Here is a 22,784-nt window from a genome sequence, read left to right as displayed (position 1 = left end):
GTCAGGTGATACGGCCCGCCGCCAGCACCACCCGGGCCAGTTCGGGGTGCAGGATGTCACTGTGCGCCCCGGCCGGCGGGCCCCCGCGCCGGACGACCGCGGCCGCGTCGACGTTCACGCAGCCCGTGGCGGGCAGGTGCCCGCCGAGGGCCGCCGCGAGGTCGAGTCCGACGGTGCCCGGCACCGCCTGCACCCCGTCGTGACCCATGGCTCCCCACCGGGCACCCAGCATCCGCCCGAGATCGAACCCGTCGACCGACCGGTCGTCGTCCGACATTCGCGAGGCCAGCGGATACACGGTGCCGAGCGCGGAGTCGAAGCGCGAGTAGCAGCACACCAGCGGGCCGTCGATCCGGTGCTGCAGGTCCTTGAGCGCGCCCGCCGCACGAGTGTCCTGCGGCAGCCGCGCGGCGAACGCGTAGTGGGAGAAGGCCCCTTGAAGCAGGGTCACCGACTTCACCGTGCGCACCGTGCCGGGCAGCCCGCGCAGCGCGAACGACACCAGCCGGCCGCCGAAACTGTGCCCGGCCAGATGCACCCGCACGCCCGCGGCCGCACCGGCCAGCCGTGCGAGGACGGGCCCGAGTCCGTGCTCGCCCACCGTCCCGGCCCGCCGTTTCATCGTGTAGTACGTCAGCTGGCGCAGCAGTTCCTTGGCGCCCTCCCAGGGGTTGGGCAGGGCGAACGCCGCGGTCCCGTCGGCGGAGCCGGGGGAGCCGAGCCCGGCGAGTGCCCGCGCGAACTCGGAGCAGATCGCGACCGGGTCCCCGCCGAGCGCGGCCGGCTCGCCCTCCTCGCCCGTGTCCGACGCGCCCACCGGCTGCGATCCGTCCGTCGAGGGCTCCGTGAGCAGCCGCGCCAGCCGCCCGAACTCCGCCAGCTCGGCGTCCCCCGCCGGCCGTTCGTCGAGCATCCCGGCCAGCTGGTCGAGCACGGCGGCCCGGCCCGGGAAGGCCGCCACCAGGGCGCGCCGGGTGTCCTTGTCCAGCGCCGGACCCGCCACCGCCTCCGTCGCGGCCACGGACCTGGGGAAGTCCGGGATCGGCTCGTCGCAGAACCTCATCGACGGCCAGATCACACCCACGTACCCGATCCGCGCCTTCGGGGCGAGTGCCGGAACCGGCGCGAAGAAATGCCGGTACAGCGCGGTCGCGCCCGAACGGTCGTTGTTCCAGCCGTGTGCGAAGACGATCAGGTCACGGACGCCGTGGTCCGTGACCTGCGCCAGCAGCCGGTCGCGTTCGGAGCCGTCCACGTCTCCGTCCGCGTCGAAGGTCAGCTCCCAGTAGGGAGTCACGCTCATCCCAGGCTCCGCCATGTCAGGCTCCCTCGTCCCCCCGAAACGATGCGATATGGGCGCATCGTCCTGCGGCGGAGCGGAGTTGGCCATACACGACGGGTCACTTGTAGAGCAGATATTTCTTTCGAACGCTCCGGAACGCCCCCAGCTCCTCCTGCCACGCGCCCACCACCTCGTCGGTGCCCGCGCCCGCGTCGATCATCGTCCGCACCCGGGCGGAGCCGGTGAGCTTGTCGATCCAGTCGTCCGGACGCCAGGCGAAGCCGTTCCAGACCTTCCTGGCGGTCACCAGCAGCGCGATCCCGGTGCGTACGGGGTCGTAGGCGGCCCGGTCGTGCACATGGACCTGTACGCCGCCGATCGTCCTGCCCTGGAACTTGGAGAAGGTGGGCGCGAAGTACGCCTCCCGGAACCGCACGCCGGGCAGCCCGAGTCCGTTGACCGCGGCGGCCCACCGCCCGTCGATGTCCTCGGCGCCGAGGAGTTCGAAGGGCCGGGTCGTGCCGCGCCCCTCGGAGAGGTTGGTGCCCTCGAACATGCAGGTGCCCGAGTACGCCAGCGCGGTGTCCGGGGTCGGCATGTTCGGGCTCGGCGGCACCCAGGGCAGGCCGCAGGCGTCGTAGAACTGCCCGCGCTTCCAGCCCGTCATCAGGACGGTCTCCAGGGGTACGGGCGTGCTCAGGAACTCCCCGTTGAACAGCCGGGCCAGCTCGGCGACCGTCATGCCGTGCGCCTGCGCAATGGGCCGGCGGCCGACGAAAGTGGCGAACTCCTTGTGCAGGACCGGTCCCTGGGCCGAGCGGCCGGTCACGGGGTTGGGCCGGTCGAGGACGACGAACCGCTTGCCCGCCAGCTGGGCCGCCTCCATGCAGTCGTAGAGCGTCCAGATGTAGGTGTAGAAGCGCGCTCCCACGTCCTGGATGTCGAAGACGACCGTGTCGACGCCGGACGCGGTGAAGATGTCGGCCAGCGGCCGGCCGCTCTTCAGATAGGTGTCGTAGACCGGCAGGCCGGTCGCCGGGTCGTCGTAGCGGCCCTCGGAGCCGCCTGCCTGGGCGGTGCCGCGGAAGCCGTGCTCGGGGCCGAAGACCGCGGTGAGTCCGCAGCGGGGGTCGGCGTGCATGACGTCGACGATGTGCAGGGTGTCCCGGGTGATGCCGGTCGGATTGGTGACGACACCGACTTTCTGGCCGGCCAGGAGGGTGTAGCCGTCGGCCGAGAGTCTTTCGAAACCGGTGTGCAGTCGCTCGCGGCGGCGAGGTGTGACCGGAACGGTCGCCAGTGTGGCCGATGCGAGCAGGTTCCGTCGGGACAGGTGCATGGGGGTGCCTCCGTCGTGTGCAGCGTGCGGGCCGTCAGTGGTTGCTCGCGCACGCGCGGCGGAGCCGCGTATCGGACACCGTCCCGCGCCCCTTGAGGTTGGCCCAGGCACCCTTCCCTCACACATACCGACCGGTTAGTCTGGCCATTGCCGAGCCGTGTCGCGTCGAAGGAGCCCGATGGTGGAAGCCGTGCAGGATGCGGGAGTGGTCGTCACCGGAGCGGGCGGTGGGATCGGGGCCGCGCTGGCCCGCAGGTTCGCCGCAGAGGGTGCCCGGGTGGTGGTCAACGACCTGAACGCGGACAAGGCCGAGGCGGTGGCGCGGGAGATCGGCGGGATCGCCGTACCGGGCGACGCCTCCGGGATCGTCGACGCGGCCCGTGACGCGCTCGGCGGTGCCGTGGACGTCTTCTGCGCCAACGCCGGCGTCGCCTTCGAGGGCGCGGCGGCCGGCGAGCCCCTCGACGAGAAGGCCTGGGCGCTGTCCTGGGACGTCAATGTGATGGCGCACGTCCGAGCGGCCCACGAGCTGCTGCCCGACTGGCTGGAGCGCGGTCGCGGCCGGTTCGTCTCCACGGTCTCGGCCGCCGGACTCCTCACCATGATCGGCGCCCCCTCCTACAGCGTCACCAAGCACGGCGCGCTGGCCTTCGCCGAGTGGCTGTCCCTCACCTACCGCCACCGGGGTGTCAAGGTCCACGCGATCTGCCCCCAGGGCGTGCGCACCGACATGCTGGCCGCCACCGGCAGCGCGGGCGAGCTGGTGCTGCAGTCGACCGCGATCGAGCCGGAGGCGGTCGCCGACGCGCTGTTCCGGGGCATCGAGCAGGACCGCTTCCTGATCCTGCCGCACCCCGAGGTCGAGGGGTACTACCAGGCGCGGGCCACCGCCCCCGACCGCTGGCTGGCCGGTATGAACCGGGTCCAGCAGAAGTGGGAGGCCGCGAGGTGAGCACTTCCCCGTACGCGGCCAGGCCCTGGCTGGCCCTGCTCGACGACGTCCAGCGCGGGCCCATCGCCCCCGCCGACTCGCTCGTGCACGCCCTGCGCGACGCGGCGGCAAAGACCCCGGACCGCACCTTCCTCGCCTACTTCGACGCCCGGCTGAGCTACCGCGAGGCCGACGAGCTGAGCGATTCGGTGGCCGCCCACCTCGCCGGGCGCGGTCTGGAGCGCGGCGAGCGGGTCGCCGTCCTGCTCCAGAACTCCCCGCACTTCGTGCTCGCCGTGCTCGGCGCCTTGAAGGCGGGCGCGACGGTCGTGCCCGTCAACCCCATGTACAAGTCCGCCGAGGTCGGCCACGTCCTGCACGACGGCGAGGTCGCCGCGCTGATCTGCTCCGACCGGGCCTGGGAGGCGTACCTGCGGGAGACGGCCGCCGACTCGCCGGTGCGGATCGTGCTCACCGGGTGCGAGCTGGACTTCCAGACGCGCGACGACGCGCGCGTGCTGAGTTTCGAGCGGCTGCCCCAGGCCCCAGACGCCGACGACCTGGTCACCGTCGCCCGGCAGGGCGGCAAGGCACCCGAGGGCCGCGCGCCGCGTCCCGGGGACATCGCGCTGATCAGTTACACCTCGGGCACCAGCGGCACCCCCAAGGGCGCCACCAACACGCACGGCAACATCATGTACAACGCCGAGCGCCAGCGGACCGGTCTGGCCCTGCCCGACCCGCCGGTCTACTACGCGCTCGCGCCGCTGTTCCACATCACCGGGATGGTGGCCCAGTTCGGCGCCTGTCTGAACAGCGCGGGCACCCTGGTGCTCACCTACCGCTTCGAGCCGGGTGTCGTCCTGGAGGCGTTCACCGAGCACCGTCCGCACTACACCGTCGGCCCGTCCACCGCCTTCATGGCGCTCGCCGCCCACCCCGGGGTCACCCGCGAGCACTTCGCGTCCTTCGCCGGCATCGCCTCCGGCGGCGCGCCGCTTCCGCCGGCCCTGGTGGAGCGGTTCCGCGAGCGGTTCGGGCCGTACATCCGCAACGGTTACGGCCTCACCGAGTGCACCGCCCCCTGCGCCGCCGTGCCGCCCCGTCTGGAGGCGCCCGTCGACCCCGGCTCGGGAACGCTGTCGGTCGGCCTGCCCGGCGCCGACACGCTCGTGCGCATCGTGGACGAGCGGGGCGAGGAGGTCCCCCTCGGCGAACAGGGCGAGATCGTCGTACGCGGCCCCCAGGTGGTCCCCGGCTACTGGCGGCGCCCCGAGGCCACCGCCGAGACCTTCCCGGACGGCGAGCTGCGCACCGGTGACATCGGGTTCATGGACCCGCAGGGCTGGCTGTACGTCGTGGACCGCAAGAAGGACATGATCAACGCGTCCGGGTTCAAGGTGTGGCCGCGCGAGGTGGAGGACGTCCTCTACACCCATCCGGCGGTGCGCGAGGCGGCCGTCGTCGGCGTCCCGGACGGCTACCGCGGGGAGACCGTCAGGGCTTACATCAGTCTCCGTCCGGGCGCGCAGGCGGACCCGGATGAACTCGCGATGTACTGCAAGGAGAGACTGGCCGCCTACAAGTACCCGCGCCAGGTGGAGATCCTGCCCGACTTGCCCAAGACGGCGAGTGGGAAGATCCTCCGTCGGGAACTGCGTTCCCACGCGCGCGGGAACAACGACGACAGTCGGTGACAACGACGGAAAGGCAGGTGGCGGCAGTGCCCAGGACGACGGACGGAGACGGGACCCCCGTTCCGCAGCGGCTGCTGAACGCCGCCACTCGCCTCTTCGCCGAGCAGGGCTACGACCGCACCTCGGTGCAGGAGATCGTGGAGGCGGCCGGCGTCACCAAGGGGGCGCTGTACCACTACTTCGGCTCCAAGGACGACCTCCTGCACGAGGTGTACGCGCGCGTGCTGCGCGTCCAGCAGGAGCGGCTGGACCACTTCGCCACCATGGACGCACCGGTGGAGAAGCGGCTCAGAGGCGCGGCGGCGGACGTCGTCGTCACGACGATCGAGAACCTCGACGACGCGATGATCTTCTTCCGCTCCATGCACCACTTGAGCCCGGAGAAGAACAAGCAGGTGCGCGCCGAGCGCCGGCGCTACCACGAACGCTTCCGCGCGCTCATCGAGGAGGGCCAGCGCGAGGGCGTCTTCTCCACGGCGACCCCGGCCGACCTGGTCGTGGACTACCACTTCGGCTCGGTCCACCATCTGTCGACCTGGTACCGCCCCGACGGCCCCCTGACCCCCCAGCAGGTCGCCGACCACCTGGCCGACCTGCTGCTGCGGGCGCTGCGGCCGTAGCCCCCGGAGACAGACGCGAGGGGCGGTCGCCCGCGGCGACCGCCCCTCGCGCACTCTTGCCTAGAGGTACTTCTTCAGCTCCCGGCGCGCCAGCGACCGCTGGTGCACCTCGTCCGGGCCGTCGGCGATCATCAGGGTGCGGGCCGCCGCGTACAGCTCGGCCAGCGGGAAGTCCTGGCTCACGCCGCCCGCGCCGTGCAGCTGGATCGCGCGGTCGATGATGTCGACCACCGCGCGAGGCGTGGCGATCTTGATGGCCTGGATCTCCGTGTGCGCGCCCCTGTTGCCGACCGTGTCCATCAGCCACGCCGTCTTCAGGACGAGAAGCCGCAGCTGCTCGACCGTCACCCGGGCGTCCGCGATCCAGTTGTGCACCACACCCTGCTGGGCCAGCGCCTTGCCGAACGCGGTACGGGACACGGCCCGCCGGCACATCAGCTCGATCGCCCGCTCGGCCATGCCGATCAGCCGCATGCAGTGGTGGATCCGGCCGGGGCCGAGCCGGGCCTGGGCGATGGCGAAGCCGCCGCCCTCCTCGCCGATCAGGTTCGACACCGGTACGCGCGCGTGGTCGAAGACCACCTCGGCGTGGCCGCCGTGCGAGTGGTCCTCGTAACCGAAGACCCGCATCGCGCGCCTGACCGTGACGCCCGGGGTGTCGCGCGGCACCAGGACCATCGACTGCTGACGGCGGATGTCGGCGCCGTCCGGGTCCGTCTTGCCCATCACGATGAAGATCTTGCAGTCCGGGTTCATCGCGCCGGAGATGTACCACTTGCGGCCGGTGATGACGTACTCGTCGCCGTCCCGCTCGATGAGCGTGGTGATGTTGGTGGCGTCGGAGGAGGCCACCTCCGGCTCGGTCATCGCGAACGCCGAGCGGATCTCGCCGGCCAGCAGCGGCTCCAGCCACTGCTTCTTCTGCTGCTCGTTGCCGAACTGGGCGAGCACCTCCATGTTGCCGGTGTCCGGCGCGGCGCAGTTCGTCGCCGTGGGCGCCAGATGCGGGGAGCGACCGGTGATCTCGGCGAGCGGGGCGTACTGGAGGTTCGTCAGCCCGGCGCCGTACTCGGCGTCGGGGAGGAAGAGATTCCACAGGCCCTGCCTGCGGGCCTCGGCCTTCAGCTCCTCGACCACGGCCGGGGTGTCCCAGGGGGACGCCAGCGCGGCCCGCTGTTCCTCGGCCACCGCCTCGGCCGGATGGACGTACTCGTCCATGAAGGCGAGCAGCCTGCCGCGCAGCTCCTCCGTACGCGCGTCGAACGCGAAGTCCATGTCCGGTCAGCCTTCCTGAAGAGTGGTCAGTCCGTGGTCGATGAAGACGGGCACGAGTTCGCCGATCCGGTCGAAGCCGCGCCCGACCGTCTGGCCGAGCGTGTACCGGTAGTGGATGCCCTCCAGGATCACGGCGAGCTTGAACCAGGCGAACGCCGTGTACCAGGAGACGGCGGAGACATCGCGCCCCGAGCGCGCGGCGTACCGTTCGATCAGCTCCCGCGGGGACGGGTGCCCCGGAGCCTCGGCGGTCGTGGACACGGGGGATTCGGCCATGCCCAGCGGCTGGCTGTACATCACCAGCAGGCCCAGGTCGGTCAGCGGGTCGCCGAGGGTCGACATCTCCCAGTCGAGGATGGCCTTGATCCGGTCGTCGTCCCCGATCAGGACGTTGTCGAGGCGGTAGTCGCCGTGCACCACGGTGGGCGCGGGGGAGGCGGGCAGGGCGCGTCCGAGGGCGGCGTGCAGCTCGTCGATGCCGGCCAGCTCGCGGTTGCGCGAGGCGTCCAGCTGCTTGCCCCAGCGGCGCAGCTGCCGGTCCAGGAAGCCCGCGGGCCGGCCGAAGTCCGCGAGGCCCACCTCCGCGGGGTCCACCGCGTGCAGTCCGACCAGCGTGTCCACCAGGGACAGCACGGCGTTGCGGGTGCGCTCCGCGCCCAGCGGGGCGAGCTGGGCCGCGGTGCGGTACGGGGTGCCCTCGACGAACTCCATGACGTAGAACGGCGCCCCGAGCACCTCCTCGTCCTCGCACAGCAGCACCGGGCGGGGGACCGGCACCTCGGTCGGGTGCAGCGCGCTGATCACCCGGTGCTCGCGCTTCATGTCGTGCGCGGTGGCCAGCACATGCCCGAGCGGCGGCCGCCGGACGACCCACTTCGAGGTGCCGTCGGAGAGCGCGTAGGTGAGGTTCGACCGGCCGCCCTCGATCAGCCGGCCGGTCAGCGGGCCGTTCACCAGCCCCGGCCGCTCACGGTCGAGCAGGCCGCGCAGCCGGTCGAGATCGAGTCCGGGCGGATGGTCGGCGCTCATACGTCACTCCTACGAACGGGATGAACAGGAACTCGACTCATGATGCCGACCGGTCGGTATGCCGTCCAGTGCGCAGGTCGAACGTGAGGGGAAACGTGACCGGAGCCACGATGGGCCGACGGCTCCCCGGCGCGTTTCTCCCGGGGAGCCGTCGGTCCCTGCCCGCCGGCAGGGTCAGTGGTCGTCCCAGTGGTCCCCGTGCTCGGCGTGCCGGTGCCCGTCGTGCAGGTAGTCGACGTGGTCGCCGTGCTGCACGCGCGCGTGCCCGCACTCCTCGTGGTGCACGTGCTCGTGGCCCTCGTGCGGGGTGTGGCCGGCCGGCTCGCACTCGTCCCAGTGGCCGTCGTGCTCCCGGTGCAGATGTCCGTCGTGTACGTAGTCGAGGTGGTCGCCGTGCGGCACGGCCGTGTGCCCGCAGTCCGGCCCGTGGCGGTGTGTGCCGTGCGCCGAGTGTTCCTGGTGGAGGGTGGTCATGGTGCTCGCCTTCGGTGGTACGGGGTGATGACGTCGGAAAGGCTGCCACGCGAAAGGCGCATATTGGGGCATCCCGGTTGCGTGGCGTACGAGTACCCCGGAGGGTCGTGGACATGAAGGGCATCAGCTACAGCCGCTACGGCGGACCCGAGGTGCTGGAGTACGGCGACGTGCGCGACCCGAAGGTCGGGCCGGACCAGGTGCTGGTCAAGGTACGCGCGGCGGCCGTCAACCCGGTCGACTGGAAGTGCCGCGAGGGCTATCTCGACGCGGTCCTGGACGTCGTCTTCCCGGTTGTCCCCGGCTGGGACGTCAGCGGGGTGGTGGTGCAGCCCGGTACCTCGGTGCCGGAGTTCTCCGTCGGCGACGAGGTCATCGGCTACGTCCGCGAGGACTTCCTGTCCCGGGGCACCTTCGCCGAGTACGTCGCCGCGCCCGTGCGCACTCTGGCCCGCAAGCCGCGCAACCTGTCCTTCGAGGAGGCCGCCGGGCTGCCGCTCGCGGGGCTCACCGCCTACCAGGTCCTCGTCAAGGCGCTGGAGGTCGAGCGGGGCGAGACCGTCCTCGTGCACGCGGCGGCCGGCGGGGTCGGCTCGCTGGCCGTCCAGATCGCGGTCCACCTCGGCGCCCGGGTGATCGGCACGGCGGGCGAGCACAACCACGACTTCGTGCGGGGCCTCGGCGGCGAGCCGGTGGCCCACGGCGAGGGGCTGGCCGACCGGGTGCGCGCACTGGTTCCCGAGGGGGTGGACGCGGCCTTCGACACCATCGGCGGCGAGACGCTGAAGACCTCCGCCGACCTGCTCGCGCCCGAGGGCCGGCTCGCGTCCATCGCCGACTCCGAGGTGCTGAGCTACGGCGGCCGCTACTGCTTCGCCCGCGCCGACGCCGAGGATCTGACGAAGCTGTCCCGGCTGGCGGAGGAGGGGGCCGTGTCCGTGCACGTCCAGGAGACGTTCCCGCTGGAGCGGACGGCGGACGCCCACCGGCTCAGCCAGGAGGGGCGCACCCGCGGCAAGATCGTGGTGACGGTGGACTGGGCGGCCGAGGAAGCCACCCCCTAGACCACGAGCGCGGCCGCCGGACCGCGAGTACGGCCGCTAGAAGACGAGTACGGCCGCGCACACCGCCATCGCCACGGCGCACAGCACCGCCGTCGTCGCGTGCCGGGGAGCCAGCGCGGCCGGGCGGGGGCTCGTCTCGAGGACCCGGATGCGGTCGTGGGCCACCCACAGGAAGCCCAGCCAGAGCGCGCAGCACAGCGCGCACACCACGATCCCGAGGGCCGAGGCGCCACCGTGCAGCGCGGTCTTCACGGCGAGTACGGCCGCCACGGTGCTCGACAGCGTCGTACGCCGCCAGGCCAGCCGGGTCCGCTCCGGCTGCAGCCCCGGATCCCGGCCCGGTGGGCTCACCCCTCCCATCCGACCAGCACCACCACGACCATCGCCACGGCCACCACCGCGACCACCAGACTCAGCAGCGCCGGGAACCGGGAGGCCGGCAGATCCTCGCCCCGCCGCATCGCCCGCTCGCAGCGCACCCAGTGGTTCACCGCGCGCAGCGAGCACAGCACGCCGGCGCCGAGCAGCGCGAGCGCGAGGCCGACCCGCCACGCCCAGCGCAGGTCGGGCAGGAACTGGTCCACCGCGAAACCCCCGCCGATCAGCGCGAGCGCGGTCCGCAACCAGGCCAGAAACGTGCGCTCGTTGGCCAGCGAGAACCGGTAGTCGGGAGTGCTGCCCTCTTCCCGTACCTGTTCCGGCGCGAACCAGAGCCGGACGTTACGCACGAATTCGATCACGCGCAGGACCCTACCGGTGGCCTCACCGGGCGGCGCGGAACGCCCTCAGCCGCTCGTACGCCGCGAGCCCGTCCGGGACCCACTCCCAGGTGCCGAGCCGCCGCTCCACCTCGTCCTCGGGCAGGAAGTCGTACCACTGGACCTCCTCCGCCTGGGGCTGTACCGGCAGGTCGCAGCGCACCTCGTACACCGCCGACCACCAGCTCTTACCGGTCCCGTCGTCGTACAGGAACTTGAAGAGGAACTCCGGCCGGGGCAGACCGCTGACCCCCAGTTCCTCCTCGGCCTCGCGCAGCGCGGCCTCGTCGTAGGACTCGCCCGCTCCGACGACTCCGCCGACGAACATGTCGTAGAGGGAGGGGAAGACCAGCTTGGTCGCGGTGCGGCGGTGCACGAAGAGGCGTCCGGCCGCGTCCCGGGCCCGGACGAACACGCACCGGTGGCGCAGGCCCCGGGCGTACGCCTCGCCGCGCGGGACCCGGTCGACGACCCGGTCGTGCTCGTCGACGATGTCGAGGATCTCGTCAGCAGGATTCATGCCCCAATCCAAGCAGGACCCGGACCGGGGCGGCTCAGCGTGCCTGGAGGTCCCGGGCGGGCTCCCTGCGCGCCGTACCGCGCGGCATCGCCGGGTGCAGCCCGAGCAGCACGATGCCGGCGACGATCGCCGCGAGCCCCGCGGCCTCCCAGGCCAGCGCGCCGGTGTCGGTGTGCAGCCGGTCGCCGAGGAAGCCCACCCCGCACAGGATCCCGGCGAGCGGCTGCGCCGCGGTGAGCGCGGGCAGCGACATGCGCAGCGGAGCCGTCTCGAAGGCGCTCTGCACCAGGACGAGGCCGGTGACGCCGAGCGCGAGCACACCGTAGGGCTGCCAGCCGGTGAGCAGCTCCGTGAGGCCGCCGGCGCCGAAGCGGGTGCCGCTCACGCGGGTCAGCGCGTCCTGCACGCCGTACAGCAGCCCGGCGGCGGTGGCCAGCAGTACCGGGCCCCAGCTGAGCCGGGACCGCTTGGCGTACGTCGTGAGCACCATGGCCGCGCCGAGCATCGCGCCGATGATCAGCCAGTGCCGCACCGGATCGGAGACGGCGTGGCCGCCGCGCGGCTCGCCCGCCACGATGAACGCGGTGACGCCGCCGGCCAGCAGGGCGAGGCCGGTCCAGCCCTGGCGGCCCAGAGGCTGCTTGGTCTGGTGGCGGGACAGGGCGAGCGCGAACAGCAGGTTCGTCGCGAGCAACGGCTCGACCAGGGAGATCTCGCCCTTGCCGAGGGCGATCGCGCCCAGCGCCATGCCGGCCACCATCAGGGCGATGCCGGCCTGCCAGCGCGGCACCCGCATCAGGTCCAGCAGCAGCCGGAAGGACAGGAAGTCGCCGAGCGGTGCCTTCTGGGCGGCGTTCTGCTGGAGCACGAACCCGAAGCCGACGCAACAGGCCGCACTCACGGCGAGCAGGAGAACCAGAACGGACACGCTGCGTACCTCGATCATCCGGCCGGACCATGGACGCGTAATGGCCGACTGTAGCGCTCCCGGGGCCGCATTGCCCCGGAGAGCGCCCGGAACCGGGCAGTTGGCCGGTCCCGCCGCCCGGTCGGTCGCTAGGGTGGCCGCCGGCGGGGGACCGTGCGGCCCATGGTGAGCCGCCCGGACGCCCGGCGCCATGGCGTACGCCACAGAAATCCGTCGCCGCCCGCCTCCGGAGTACCCGGACCAGGGCTCCCATGTGTCAAGTGCCGCTCGTGTCAAGGTGATTGAAGCCAGTAACACTTCGGGTTCCGCTTGACGCGATCCTTGGCTGAGGGTTTGCTGTGCGTGATCGGTCGATAGCAGCCCGAGAAACAGGAAGTCCCGCGGTGCCCCCACCCCTGCCCCTGCTCGGCGCTCGCCGGGCCCTCACGGAGTCGTCCGGCGAGAGCGCCCCGGACGACTCCGGCGCCTTATCCACCGCCTCCGAAGGCGCCCAGGGCGGCGCCTTCGACGAGGCTCTCGACGACGCCGGACTCCGCACCGCCCGGGCCGCGTTGGCCCAGGGCCGCTGGCAGGCCGCCCGCTCGCTGCTGCTGCACACCGGCGACGACTGGGACCGCCGCGGCCACCGCGTCACCGGGCTCGCCGCCGAGCCGTACGCCGCCGCCTGGGCCCGGGAGTGGCAGCTCGCCGAGCCGGGCTCCGCCGACGCCGCCACCCTGCTCGCCCTGGCCCTGGTCCACCGCGCCCTGCGCGGCAAAGAGGAACCCGACCGCGCCCGCGAGGCCTGCGAAGCCGCTGCCGCGCTCGCCCCCGCCGACCCCACCCCCTGGCTCGGCCTGCTCCTGCTGGCGCGCACCCTGGGCCCGGAGAGCGAGCTGCTCGGCGCCTTCGCGGAACTGCGCGACCGCCACCCCGAGCACCACCACGCCCACCATCTGCTGGTCGCCCGTCTCGCCGAGCGGCCCCAGAGCGGCCGGGCCGAGTCCCACGAGGTGTACGACCTCGCCGAGCGGGCCGCCGCCGAGGCCCCCGCCGACTCCCCGCTGGCCGTCCTGCCGGTGGTCGCGTACGCCGAGCGCTACCGGGTCCTGGCCGCCACCGGCCTCGCCCCCGCCGACCCGGCCGCCTGCGGGCACTGGTCGGGCCCCAGGGCCCGGCGGATCCTGCGGGCGTCCTTCGACTGGTGGCTGGAATGGGAGCACGACGACCACCCCCGCCGCCACCTCGACCTCAACCACCTGGCCTACGCCATGTCCTCGGCCGGCCGCCCGGCCGAGGCGGCGGCCCTGTTCCAGCGCATCGGCCGGCACGCCACCCCGGCCCCCTGGTCCTATCCGCACCGCGACGGCCGGCAGGCCTTCCGCGCCGCCCGCTGCCGCTCGCTCGGCGCGGCCTTGTGAGGCGCGGTGTTCCACGCCCCGGGTGAGAAGTGCTTACGGAAGTCTGACCGCCGGCCGCCCTCCCTGGCCTCCCGGGGGCCGGAAGTGCTCGAATGAATGCGTGAACTCTGAACCATCCGAGGGACCCGACGCACGGGGCAGGCCGATCGGCCGCCGGGTCTTCCTCGGCACCCTCGGCCTGGGCGCCTTCGGCGTGGTCTCGGCTCCCGTGCTGCAACGCGGCATGGAGGGCGTCCTCGCCGCCGTCGCCGGCAAGGACCCGACGGGCCTGACCGGCCTCCTGCCCAACGGCGGAGGCTTCCGCTACTACTCGGTCGCCGCGTCCGTCCCGCACAAGGGGCCCGCGGACTACCGGCTGACCATCGACGGCCTGGTCGACCACCCGCGCACCTACACCCTCGCCGACCTGCGCGCCCAGCCGCAGACCCGGCTGGTCAAGGACGTCCAGTGCGTCACCGGCTGGCGGGTCCCGGACACCCCCTTCGAGGGTGTACGGCTCTCCCACCTGCTGGACGCGGCCGGCGTACGGCCGACCGCCAAGGCCCTGCGCTTCACCTGCTTCGACGGCACCTACAGCGAGAGCCTCACACTCGACCAGGCCCGCCGCCCGGACATCCTGGTCGCCCTGCGCATGCAGGACAAGGACATCGGCCACGACCACGGCGGCCCGGTCCGCCTCTATGTCGCCCCCATGTACTTCTACAAATCCGCCAAGTGGCTCTCCGGCATCACCGTCACCGACCACGTCAGGCCCGGCTACTGGGAGAACCTCGGCTACGACGTCGACGCCTGGGTCGGCCGCTCGAACGGACGCACCGATGAGCGTACGAGCTGAGACCCCGGCGCCGCCGAACGCCCGGATCCGCCGCTTCAGCCGCGCCGAACGGTGGGTGCACCGCACGACGGCCGCGCTGATGGGCGTGTGCGTGATCACCGCGGCCTGCCTCTACATCCCGCAGCTGGCCGTGCTCGTCGGCCGCCGCGAACTGGTCGTGCGCGTCCACGAGTTGGCGGGCCTCGCCCTGCCGGTGCCCGTCCTGCTCGGCCTGGCCTCCCGCGCCCTCCGTACCGACCTGAGCTTCCTCAACCGCTTCGGCCCGCACGACCGCACCTGGCTGCGCGCCGCACTGGTCCGGGACAAGCGCCACTCCTCGCGCCCGGCGGGCAAGTTCAACGCCGGCCAGAAGATCTACGCGGCCTGGATCGCCGGCGCCACCCTGGTCATGCTCGGCACCGGCCTGATGATGTGGTTCACCCACCTCACCCCGCTGATGTGGCGTACCTCGGCGACCTTCGTCCACGACTGGCTGGCCCTGACGATCGGCGTGGTCCTGGCCGGCCACATCGGCATGGCACTGGGGGACCCGGAGGCGCGGCGCGGGCTGCGGACGGGGTCGGTGAGCCGGGAGTGGGCGAAGCGGGAGCACCCGTTGTGGCGTCCCTAGACTTGAGGGGTGGCCCGGCGCAATGAAGAGGTCGAGGCGCTCCTCGGGGAGTACGCGGACCTCATCGCGATCACGGGAGGCGACGCCTTCAAGGCACGCGCCTACGAGAAGGCCGCGCGTGCCATCGGCGGCCACCCCGCCGACGTCTCGGGACTGGACGCCGACGGGCTCATGGAGATCCCGAACGTGGGCAGGTCGATCGCCGAGAAGGTGCTCGAGTACCTGCGCACCGGGAAGGTCGCCGCGGTCGAGGAACGCCGGGCGAGGATCCCCGACGGGGTGCGCGAACTGATCGCGATCCCCACGCTGGGCCCGAAGAAGGCACTGCGGCTCTACGAGGACCTGCACATCTCGTCGGTGGACGAGCTGACCGCGGCCATCGAGGCGGACGCGCTGGCCGATCTGAAGGGGTTCGGCGAGAAGACGCAGGAGAACATCCTGCACGGCATCCGGCTGCTGCGGCAGGCGGGCGACCGCATCCCGGTCCACCTGGCCCTCGACACCGCCGAGGAGGTCCTCGCCGAGCTGTCCGCGGTGACCGGCTGCGAGAGCAGCGCGTACGCCGGATCGCTGCGGCGGATGAGGGAGACCATCGGCGACATCGACGTCCTCGTCGCGGCCGGCCGGTCGGCGCCCTTCATGGACGCCCTGGTCTCGATGCCGTCGACGGCGGAGGTGATCGCGCACGGGGAGAAGAAGACGTCGATCCGCACCCACAAGGGCGTCCAGGTCGACCTCCGGGTGCTGCCGCCCAGGTCGTGGGGCGCCGGGATGCAGTACTTCACCGGGTCCAAGGCGCACAACATCCGCACCCGCACCATCGCCGTGCGCGAAGGTCTGAAGCTCTCCGAGTACGGCCTGTTCGACACGAGGAGCGGGAAGTCGCTCGCCTCCCGGACGGAGGAGGAGGTGTACGCCCGGCTCGGCCTGCCCTGGATCCCGCCCGCGCTGCGGGAGGACCGCGGGGAGATCGAGGCCGCGCTGCGCGGCGAGCTGCCCGAGATCCTCACCGAGCGGGACATCCGCGGCGACCTGCACACCCACACGGACCTCACCGACGGCCTCGCGTCGCTGGAGACGATGGTGGAGGCGGCCGCCCGACGCGGCTACGCGTACTACGCGGTCACCGACCACGCGCCCAACCTGTACATGCAGCGCATGACCGACGAGAAGATCCTCGCCCAGCGCGAGCGGCTGCGGGAGCTGGACGGCACCCGGCGCCGGATGCGGCTCCTGCACGGAACGGAACTCAACATCGGTCCGGACGGCGAGGTGGACTGGCCCGGGGAGTTCCTGGCCGGCTTCGACCTGTGCGTGGCCTCCCTGCACTCGCACTTCGACCAGGACCGCCGGGCGATGACCCGGCGGCTGGTGCGGGCCTGCGAGAACCCGTACGTGAACGTCATCGGCCACCCCACCACGCGGCTGATCGGCAAGCGGCCGGGCGTCGACGCCGACTGGGACGAGGTGTTCGCCGCGTGCGCCCGCACCGGCACCGCGCTGGAGGTCAACGCCCAGCCCGACCGCCTGGACCTGCGCGACGAGGACATCCTGCGAGCCCGGCGGCACGGGGTGAGGTTCGCCGTGAACACCGACGCCCACTCCGTCCTCCACCTCGCCCACCTGCGCTACGGCGTCGGCACCGCGCAGCGCGGCTGGCTCACCAAGGACGACGTGATCAACACCTGGACGCTGACCCGCCTGCGCCGCTTCCTACGCAAGAGCGGCCGGAACTGACCTCCCCGCTCACCGCAGGGGCCGCACCGTGAGGGTGCCGTCCTCCTCCTGCTCCACCCGGGTGCCGAGGGGACGGCTGCACCGGTCCAGGGCGGTGCACAGCCACGCGGTGTCGCCGGCCGACGCGTGCTCCAGACGCATCCGGCGCGCCCGCAGGGGCACCATCCTGAGGCCGGTCAGCCGGCCCGTGCCGGGCTCCAGCGAGGCCAGGTACAGCAGCCGGAGGTCGTCCCGGTAGCGCTCGTAGCCGCCGATGCCCTCGTAGTCGTCGACGAGGTCACCGCAGCCGTACAGGACGAGCCGGTCCCGGTACACCTCGACCGGACGCGGATGGTGCGAGGAGTGGCCGTGCACGACGTCCACACCGGCGTCGACCAGCGCGTGCGCGAAGCGGACCTCGGCGCGGGAGACGGCGTATCCCCAGTTCGAGCCCCAGTGGACGGACGCGACCACGAGGTCGTCGGGCCGCCCCGCCCGCCGCAGGCGGTCCGCGAAGGCGGCCGCGGCCTGAGCGGTCGGCGCGGCGACCAACGCCACTCCGGGCCGCTCGGCGGTGGCCGCCCAGCCGCGCGGGATACCGCTTGAGGGCATGCCGAACGAGAAGACCAGCACCCGTCCGCCCGCCGGCAGCGGGACGCTCGCCGGCCGCCACGCGCGGGCCGCGTCCCGGCCCGCCCCCGCCGTACGCAGCCGTGCCGCCGCCAGGCAGTCCAGGGTCTCCGCAAGACCCAGCGGTCCGAAGTCGAGCACGTGGTTGTTGGCGAGGACGCAGACGTCGGGGCGCGCCACGCCGAGACAGGGCAGGTTGGCCGGGTCCATCCGGTAGTGGACGCCCTTGCCCGGTGCGAAGTCGCCGTCCCGGGTGACGGCGGTCTCCAGATTGATCACCCGTGCGTCGGGCGCGGCACGCTCCAGCACCGGCAGCGCCTCGCCCCAGGGCCAGGAGTGGCCGACCGGCCGCGGTATCGGACCGTTCGCCGCCTCCGCCAGGGCGACGTAGTCGCGGGCGTCCCGTACGTAGTCCTCGCGCAGGGCGGGATCACCGGGGTGCGGCAGGATCTGGTCGACGCCCCGGCCGAGCATGACGTCACCGGCGAGGAACAGGGTGACGGCCCCCTCGCGCATGATCCCCGCCTACACGTGCGCGGGCGCCATGTGGTCCGTGAACCAGTCGCGGGCCAGCTCGGTCACCCGCTCCAGCGTGCCGGGCTCCTCGAACAGGTGCGTGGCGCCGGGCACGACCTCCAGCCGGTTCTCGCACTGCAGCCGGGCCTGCGCCTCCCGGTTCAGGCCGAGCACCTGCGGGTCGGCGCCGCCCACGATGAGCAGCGTGGGCGCCGTCACCTCGGGCAGCCGCGCCCCCGCGAGGTCGGGCCGGCCACCGCGGGAGACGACCGCCGCGGGGCGCGCCGACACCTCCGCGGCGGCCCACAGGGCGGCGGCCGCGCCGGTGCTGGCGCCGAAGTAGCCGATGGCGAGCCCTTCGGTGTCGGGTTCCTCGCGCAGCCAGCCCGTGGCACCGGCCAGCCGCCCCGCCAGCAGCGCGATGTCGAACACGTTGCTCCGGTCGCGCTCCTCGGCCTCGGTGAGCAGGTCGAACAGCAGGGTGCCGAGGCCGGCCCGGTTCAGTCCCTCGGCCACGAACCGGTTGCGCGGGCTGTGCCGGCCGCTGCCGCTGCCGTGGGCGAAGACGACGATCCCGCTCGCCCCGGAGGGCAGGGTGAGCCGCCCGCGCAGCCGTACGGCACCGGCCGCCACCTCCGCCTCGCGGTCCTCGGGTCCCGTGCCGAAGCGCTCCTGGCGCCTGGCCGCCTGCCGCAGCAGGGCCGTCACCTCCTCGTCGCCGACCTGCGTGAAGTCGCCGTAGAACTGGCCGATCGCGAAGAAGTCGAGCGGGGTGTCGAGGCAGACCAGTTCGTCCGCGTCCGCACCGAGGCGCGGGGCGAAGTCCCGCGGTGCCACGGGGACCGCCAGCACGATGCGTGCCGCGCCCCGGGCCCGGGCGATCCGGCAGGCCACCCGCGCGGTGGAGCCCGTGGCCACGCCGTCGTCGACCACCGCGACGGTCCGGCCCGCGATGCCCACCGGCGCGTGCGCGCCCCGGTAGCGGGCGGCGCGCTGTTCGAGCACCCCGCGCTCGTGCGCCTCGACCCGGTCCAGGTCCGCCTGGCCGACGCCGGTGTGGCGCAGCACCTCCTGGTTGATCACCCGCACGCCGTCCTCGCCGATCGCGCCCATCCCCAGCTCTGGCTGGTCGGGCACGCCCAGCTTCCGCACCAGGCACACGTCCAGCGGCGCGTCGAGCGCCTCGGCGACCGCCGCCGCCACCGGCACACCGCCGCGCGGCAGCCCCAGCACCACGACGTCCTGGCCCCGGAGATACTCCAGGCGGGCGCCCAACCGCCGCCCCGCTTCGAGTCGGTCGGTGAAGAGCACGGCGGGCCCCGTCATTCCCGGGGCAGCCACAGCGGCACGGGAGTCTCCGTCTCGTCCGCTCCGACCGCCTTCATGTCGCCCGCGGCCGCGCGCAGCAGCCGGCGGCCCATGGCGATCAGCGCGCGTCCGGCGGCGAGTTCGTCGCCGATCTCCGGTATCGCGCGGTCGTAGGGGTTCCGGCGGGCCTCCGCGTGGCTCTCCAGGACGTTGTCACCGGTGTCCAGGACGATCCGGGCCGTGGTGTCCGGGTCGTGTTCGGACAGATAGAGGTTCAGCCGCCATTCCTTGACGGACGGAGGACGGCTGCTCAGGGGTCGAGTCATCGTCCGTCTCTCCTCACTGCGTCGCGAGGCCGCGGGACGCGCCGACGCGTCTCCTCTTCCACTGTGCACCGCACCGGCGGCGGGCGCCTCCCCTGGCCCGGGCAGAATAGGGGCATGACCACGCGCACCTGCCCCTGCGGCCGTCCCGAGTCCTACGACGCCTGCTGCGGCCGCTTCCACGCGGGTGCCGCCGCCCCGAGTGCCGAGGCGCTCATGCGGTCGCGCTACAGCGCCTTCGTGAAGGGGGACGCGGGCCATCTCCTGCGCACCTGGCACCCGCGGACCCGGCCCGAGGGGCTGGACCTGGATCCCCGGATGAAGTGGACGGGCCTGGAGATCCTGGACACCACCGACGGCTCCGCCTTCCACACCACCGGCACCGTGACCTTCCGCGCCTCCTACCGGGGCGGTTCGCTGCACGAGCGCAGCCGGTTCGAGCGGGTGGACGGGGCGTGGGCGTACGTCGACGGGGACTTCCTCGAATAACGCCGGCCCGGCTACGGCGCCAGGATGTCCAGTTCGTGGAGGGCGCCCACGGTGATCTCCCGGGTCAGCTCCTCGGCGCGGGCGCCGTCGCCGGCCCGGACCGCCTCGGCGACCCGGACGTGCAGGGTGACGGCCGCCGGGTCGGGGTCCTCGAACATCACCTCGTGATGGGTCCGGCCGGCCAGCACCTCCGCGACCACGTCGCCGAGGCGGGCGAACATCTCGTTGCCCGAGGCCGTGAGGATGACCCGGTGGAAGGCGATGTCATGGACCAGGTACTCCTCCAGCCGGTGGCCGCGTGAGTTGGCCACCATGCCGAGCGCGCACTCGGTGAGTTCGGCACACTGTTCGGCGGTGGCCTGCCTGGCGGCCAGACCCGCCGCCACCGGTTCTATCGCCGAGCGCAGCACGGTCAGCGAGCGCAGCTGGTGCGGCCGGTCGGCGCCCGCCAGACGCCAGCGGATGACCTGCGGGTCGTAGACGTTCCACTCGGACCTGGGGCGCACCGTCACGCCCACCCGGCGCCGGGACTCGACCAGGTGCATGGACTCCAGTACCCGCACCGCCTCGCGCATCACGGAGCGCGACACCTCGAAATGCTGGGCGAGTTCGTCCGTGCGCAGCACGCTGCCCGGCGGGTACTCGCCCGCCGTGATCGCTGGGCCGAGGGTGTCCAGTACACGGCCGTGCAGCCCCCGGCCCGCTGTGGTCATGCACTCAGCGTACGGCGTGGATCACAGCCACAAAAAGTCAGACTTATATGTCACACACCCTTGAATTCATCGGACCTAATGGGTTTCAGTGTGGCCGACGCCGGATGTCGGCGTCGGATGTCGAGGAAGACAGCGAGGCAGAGATGCGTACCCCCCACGTCGTCGTGGTGATGGGCGTCGCCGGGACGGGCAAGACCACGATCGGTCCGCTGCTCGCCGCCCGGCTGGGCGTCCCCTACGCCGAGGGCGACGACTTCCACCCCAAGGCCAACGTCGACAAGATGTCGGCCGGGATCCCGCTCGACGACGCCGACCGGTGGCCGTGGCTCGACGCCATCGGCCGCTGGGCGCACGGACGGGCCGGGCTGGGCGGTGTGGTCAGCAGCTCCGCGCTGAAGCGGTCGTACCGCGACAGGCTCAGGGCCGTGGCCCCAGGGATCGTCTTCGTGCATCTGACGGGCGACCGGAAGCTCATCGAGGACCGGATGTCCCGGCGGCGGGGCCACTTCATGCCGACCGCGCTGCTGGACTCCCAGTTCGCCGCGCTGCAACCACTCCAGGCCGACGAGGCCGGAGTCGCCGTGGACGTCGGCGGCAGCCCCGAGGAGATCACCGAACGCGCCGTGCGGGCACTGGACGCGCTTCCCGACACCTCCGCCTAGCACCCACCCCCGTACCTGCAAGGGAACCCCGTGACCAGACTCAGCGTCGGGATGCTGGCAGCGGACACCGTCCAGCCGATCACCTCGGCCGGTCATGCCCGACTGGGCATCGCCGTCCTGGCGGGCATCGCCGTCATCGTCTTCCTCATCACCAAGTTCAAGCTGCACGCCTTCCTGGCCCTGACCCTCGGCTCGCTGGCGCTCGGGGCCGTCGCCGGGGCGCCGCTCGACAAGGTGATCACCAGCTTCACCACCGGCCTGGGCGGCACGGTGGCCGGCGTCGGCGTCCTGATCGCGCTCGGGGCGATCCTGGGCAAGCTGCTCGCCGACTCCGGCGGCGCGGACCAGATCGTGGACACGATCCTCGCCAGGGCGCAGGGCCGCGCCATGCCCTGGGCGATGGTGCTGATCGCCTCCGTGATCGGTCTGCCGCTCTTCTTCGAGGTCGGCATCGTGCTGCTGATCCCGGTCGTGCTGATGGTCGCCAAGCGCGGCAACTACCCCGTCATGCGCATCGGCATCCCGGCCCTGGCCGGTCTGTCCGTGATGCACGGCCTGATCCCGCCGCACCCCGGCCCGCTGGTCGCGATCGACGCGGTCAAGGCCAACCTGGGGGTGACCCTGGCGCTCGGCATCCTGGTCGCGATACCGACGGTGATCATCGCCGGTCCGGTCTTCTCGCGGTTCGCCGTCCGCTGGGTGGACGTCCCGGTGCCCGACCGCATGCTCCCGCAGCGCGCCTCCGAGGAACTGGAGCACCGGCCCGGCTTCGGCGCGACCCTCGCCACCGTGCTGCTGCCCGTGGTGCTGATGCTGGCCAAGGCCCTGGTGGACATCGTCGTCGACGACCCCACCCGGATGACCCAGCGGGTCTTGGACGTCATCGGCTCCCCGCTGATCGCGCTGCTCGCCGCCGTGCTCCTCGGCTTCTTCACCCTGGGCCGGCCCGCCGGGTTCGGCAAGGAGCGCCTCCAGCAGACCGTCGAGAAGGGCCTGATGCCGATCGCCGGCATCCTCCTGATCGTCGGCGCGGGCGGCGGCTTCAAGCAGACGCTCATCGACTGCGGCGTGGGCCGGATGATCCTGGAGATCTCCAAGGACTGGTCGGTCCCGGCGCTCCTGCTGGCCTGGCTGATCGCGGTGGCGATCCGGCTGGCGACGGGTTCGGCCACGGTGGCGACCGTCTCGGCCGCGGGTCTCGTGGCCCCGCTGGCCGCCGACATGTCGACCACCCACACCGCTCTGCTCGTCCTGGCCGTCGGTTCCGGCTCGCTCTTCTTCAGCCATGTCAACGACGCCGGCTTCTGGCTGGTGAAGGAGTACTTCGGGCTGAGCGTCGGACAGACCGTCAAGACCTGGTCGGTGATGGAGACGATCATCTCGGTGGTCGCCGGCGGTCTGGTCCTGCTGCTGTCCCTGGTCGTCTAGGAACGTCACGGCTCGGCTGGGAGCGATACGGCGATGACGGCCCGCCCTCTCTTCGACATCGGCGGCCGCACGGCCCGGCGACCGGGTGCGCACGGCGGTGTTCGACGTGACCGACGGCCCGTCCGTGGCCGCCGGGATCGCCGACGTCAAGGAGCGGGTGGGCCCGCTCCGACCGGGCCGCGCTGAGTCCGGCACCGCCGGACGACGCCGTACGGGCCGGGCGCCGTCGCGACGGAC

At 72.6% G+C, this 22,784-nt stretch carries 24 protein-coding genes and 1 pseudogene; 12 read left to right on the top strand and 13 right to left on the bottom strand.

The window, feature by feature from the left end:
* Position 1: 1 nt before the first annotated feature.
* On the bottom strand, positions 2-1,318 hold the full coding sequence (locus tag AVL59_RS35150; protein ID WP_067312812.1) for a serine-threonine protein kinase: 1,317 nt from the start codon (positions 1,316-1,318) through the stop codon (positions 2-4).
* A gap of 82 nt (positions 1,319-1,400) precedes the next feature.
* Positions 1,401-2,621 carry an exo-beta-N-acetylmuramidase NamZ family protein gene (locus AVL59_RS35145; RefSeq protein WP_067312810.1) on the bottom strand — a complete coding sequence of 407 codons (1,221 nt, stop codon included), beginning with the start codon at positions 2,619-2,621 and terminating at the stop codon, positions 1,401-1,403.
* A gap of 178 nt (positions 2,622-2,799) precedes the next feature.
* On the opposite strand from AVL59_RS35145, the gene AVL59_RS35140 reads away from it, so the two are divergent.
* Genes AVL59_RS35140 through AVL59_RS35130 form a run of 3 tightly spaced genes read left to right on the top strand, consistent with a single transcriptional unit; the run spans position 2,800 to position 5,869 of the window.
* Positions 2,800-3,573 carry an SDR family oxidoreductase gene (locus tag AVL59_RS35140; RefSeq protein ID WP_067312808.1) on the top strand — a complete coding sequence of 258 codons (774 nt, stop codon included), beginning with the start codon at positions 2,800-2,802 and terminating at the stop codon, positions 3,571-3,573.
* Entirely contained in the window at positions 3,570-5,249 is a 1,680-nt protein-coding gene (locus AVL59_RS35135; protein WP_067318119.1) for an AMP-binding protein, read from the top strand. Before AVL59_RS35140 ends, AVL59_RS35135 begins: the two co-directional genes overlap by 4 nt.
* Positions 5,250-5,275: 26 nt before the next feature.
* Positions 5,276-5,869, top strand: a complete 594-nt coding sequence (locus AVL59_RS35130) for a TetR/AcrR family transcriptional regulator (RefSeq protein ID WP_067318117.1) — start codon at positions 5,276-5,278, stop codon at positions 5,867-5,869.
* Positions 5,870-5,929: 60 nt separating this feature from the next.
* Here AVL59_RS35130 and AVL59_RS35125 read toward each other — a convergent pair whose 3' ends face one another.
* From AVL59_RS35125 to AVL59_RS35115, 3 genes are all read right to left on the bottom strand, one after another.
* Positions 5,930-7,144: an acyl-CoA dehydrogenase family protein gene (locus AVL59_RS35125; protein WP_067312806.1), complete on the bottom strand. Its 1,215-nt coding sequence runs from the start codon at positions 7,142-7,144 to the stop codon at positions 5,930-5,932.
* A gap of 6 nt (positions 7,145-7,150) precedes the next feature.
* Positions 7,151-8,173: a phosphotransferase family protein gene (locus AVL59_RS35120; protein WP_067312805.1), complete on the bottom strand. Its 1,023-nt coding sequence runs from the start codon at positions 8,171-8,173 to the stop codon at positions 7,151-7,153.
* 174 nt (positions 8,174-8,347) lie between these two features.
* On the bottom strand, positions 8,348-8,647 hold the full coding sequence (locus AVL59_RS35115) for a hypothetical protein (RefSeq protein WP_067312803.1): 300 nt from the start codon (positions 8,645-8,647) through the stop codon (positions 8,348-8,350).
* 113 nt (positions 8,648-8,760) lie between these two features.
* Between AVL59_RS35115 and AVL59_RS35110 the strand changes: the two genes are divergently transcribed.
* The gene (locus AVL59_RS35110; protein ID WP_067318115.1) at positions 8,761-9,711 is read left to right on the top strand and encodes an NADP-dependent oxidoreductase; all 951 of its coding nucleotides are present in this window, start codon (positions 8,761-8,763) and stop codon (positions 9,709-9,711) included.
* 36 nt (positions 9,712-9,747) lie between these two features.
* Here AVL59_RS35110 and AVL59_RS35105 read toward each other — a convergent pair whose 3' ends face one another.
* Genes AVL59_RS35105 through AVL59_RS35090 form a run of 4 tightly spaced genes read right to left on the bottom strand, consistent with a single transcriptional unit; the run spans position 9,748 to position 11,917 of the window.
* Entirely contained in the window at positions 9,748-10,071 is a 324-nt protein-coding gene (locus AVL59_RS35105) for a DUF202 domain-containing protein (RefSeq protein ID WP_067312802.1), read from the bottom strand.
* On the bottom strand, positions 10,059-10,451 hold the full coding sequence (locus AVL59_RS35100) for a YidH family protein (RefSeq protein WP_067312800.1): 393 nt from the start codon (positions 10,449-10,451) through the stop codon (positions 10,059-10,061). The genes AVL59_RS35105 and AVL59_RS35100 overlap by 13 nt, the downstream gene beginning before the upstream one ends.
* 22 nt (positions 10,452-10,473) lie before the next feature.
* Positions 10,474-10,989, bottom strand: coding sequence for an NUDIX hydrolase (locus tag AVL59_RS35095; protein ID WP_067312798.1), 516 nt, complete (start codon positions 10,987-10,989; stop codon positions 10,474-10,476).
* A 34-nt stretch (positions 10,990-11,023) separates the two neighbouring features.
* Positions 11,024-11,917 (bottom strand): DMT family transporter, encoded by an 894-nt coding sequence (locus AVL59_RS35090; RefSeq protein WP_067318113.1) that lies wholly within the window; start codon positions 11,915-11,917, stop codon positions 11,024-11,026.
* 383 nt (positions 11,918-12,300) lie between these two features.
* Between AVL59_RS35090 and AVL59_RS35085 the strand changes: the two genes are divergently transcribed.
* The 4 genes from AVL59_RS35085 (at position 12,301) to polX (ending at position 16,499) form a co-directional block, all read left to right on the top strand.
* A complete protein-coding gene (locus AVL59_RS35085) occupies positions 12,301-13,317 on the top strand; it encodes a hypothetical protein (protein ID WP_067312796.1) in 1,017 nt (338 codons plus the stop codon).
* Positions 13,318-13,417: 100 nt separating this feature from the next.
* Positions 13,418-14,152: a molybdopterin-dependent oxidoreductase gene (locus AVL59_RS35080; protein WP_067312795.1), complete on the top strand. Its 735-nt coding sequence runs from the start codon at positions 13,418-13,420 to the stop codon at positions 14,150-14,152.
* Positions 14,136-14,762: a cytochrome b/b6 domain-containing protein gene (locus tag AVL59_RS35075; RefSeq protein ID WP_067312793.1), complete on the top strand. Its 627-nt coding sequence runs from the start codon at positions 14,136-14,138 to the stop codon at positions 14,760-14,762. The genes AVL59_RS35080 and AVL59_RS35075 overlap by 17 nt, the downstream gene beginning before the upstream one ends.
* Positions 14,763-14,771: 9 nt before the next feature.
* Positions 14,772-16,499: a DNA polymerase/3'-5' exonuclease PolX gene (polX, locus tag AVL59_RS35070; RefSeq protein WP_067312791.1), complete on the top strand. Its 1,728-nt coding sequence runs from the start codon at positions 14,772-14,774 to the stop codon at positions 16,497-16,499.
* Positions 16,500-16,508: 9 nt separating this feature from the next.
* Here polX and AVL59_RS35065 read toward each other — a convergent pair whose 3' ends face one another.
* From AVL59_RS35065 to AVL59_RS35055, 3 genes are read right to left on the bottom strand one after another with little or no spacing between them, the layout of a single operon-like run.
* On the bottom strand, positions 16,509-17,624 hold the full coding sequence (locus AVL59_RS35065; protein WP_067312789.1) for a CapA family protein: 1,116 nt from the start codon (positions 17,622-17,624) through the stop codon (positions 16,509-16,511).
* A gap of 9 nt (positions 17,625-17,633) precedes the next feature.
* Positions 17,634-18,935, bottom strand: coding sequence for a phosphoribosyltransferase family protein (locus tag AVL59_RS35060; RefSeq protein ID WP_067318111.1), 1,302 nt, complete (start codon positions 18,933-18,935; stop codon positions 17,634-17,636).
* Between the two features lie 11 nt (positions 18,936-18,946).
* Positions 18,947-19,258 (bottom strand): dsRBD fold-containing protein, encoded by a 312-nt coding sequence (locus AVL59_RS35055; protein WP_067312787.1) that lies wholly within the window; start codon positions 19,256-19,258, stop codon positions 18,947-18,949.
* A 114-nt stretch (positions 19,259-19,372) separates the two neighbouring features.
* On the opposite strand from AVL59_RS35055, the gene AVL59_RS35050 reads away from it, so the two are divergent.
* Positions 19,373-19,744: a YchJ family protein gene (locus AVL59_RS35050; protein WP_067312786.1), complete on the top strand. Its 372-nt coding sequence runs from the start codon at positions 19,373-19,375 to the stop codon at positions 19,742-19,744.
* Between the two features lie 11 nt (positions 19,745-19,755).
* On the opposite strand, the gene AVL59_RS35045 is transcribed toward AVL59_RS35050, so the two are convergent.
* Complete coding sequence (locus AVL59_RS35045; RefSeq protein ID WP_067312784.1) at positions 19,756-20,457, bottom strand: FadR/GntR family transcriptional regulator; 702 nt, start codon at positions 20,455-20,457, stop codon at positions 19,756-19,758.
* A gap of 143 nt (positions 20,458-20,600) precedes the next feature.
* On the opposite strand from AVL59_RS35045, the gene AVL59_RS35040 reads away from it, so the two are divergent.
* The 3 genes and pseudogenes from AVL59_RS35040 to AVL59_RS56190 form a co-directional block, all read left to right on the top strand.
* Positions 20,601-21,119, top strand: coding sequence for a gluconokinase (locus AVL59_RS35040; protein ID WP_067312782.1), 519 nt, complete (start codon positions 20,601-20,603; stop codon positions 21,117-21,119).
* A gap of 30 nt (positions 21,120-21,149) precedes the next feature.
* On the top strand, positions 21,150-22,547 hold the full coding sequence (locus AVL59_RS35035) for a GntP family permease (RefSeq protein WP_067312780.1): 1,398 nt from the start codon (positions 21,150-21,152) through the stop codon (positions 22,545-22,547).
* Between the two features lie 61 nt (positions 22,548-22,608).
* A pseudogene (locus AVL59_RS56190) lies at positions 22,609-22,716 on the top strand (gluconate 5-dehydrogenase); the annotation flags it as partial.
* Positions 22,717-22,784: the final 68 nt, after the last annotated feature.

This window comes from Streptomyces griseochromogenes, assembly GCF_001542625.1.
Classification (GTDB): Bacteria; Actinomycetota; Actinomycetes; order Streptomycetales; family Streptomycetaceae; genus Streptomyces; species Streptomyces griseochromogenes.
The sequence above is the reverse complement of the archived record's forward strand: the minus strand, read 5'-3'. Positions and strand labels throughout refer to the sequence as shown.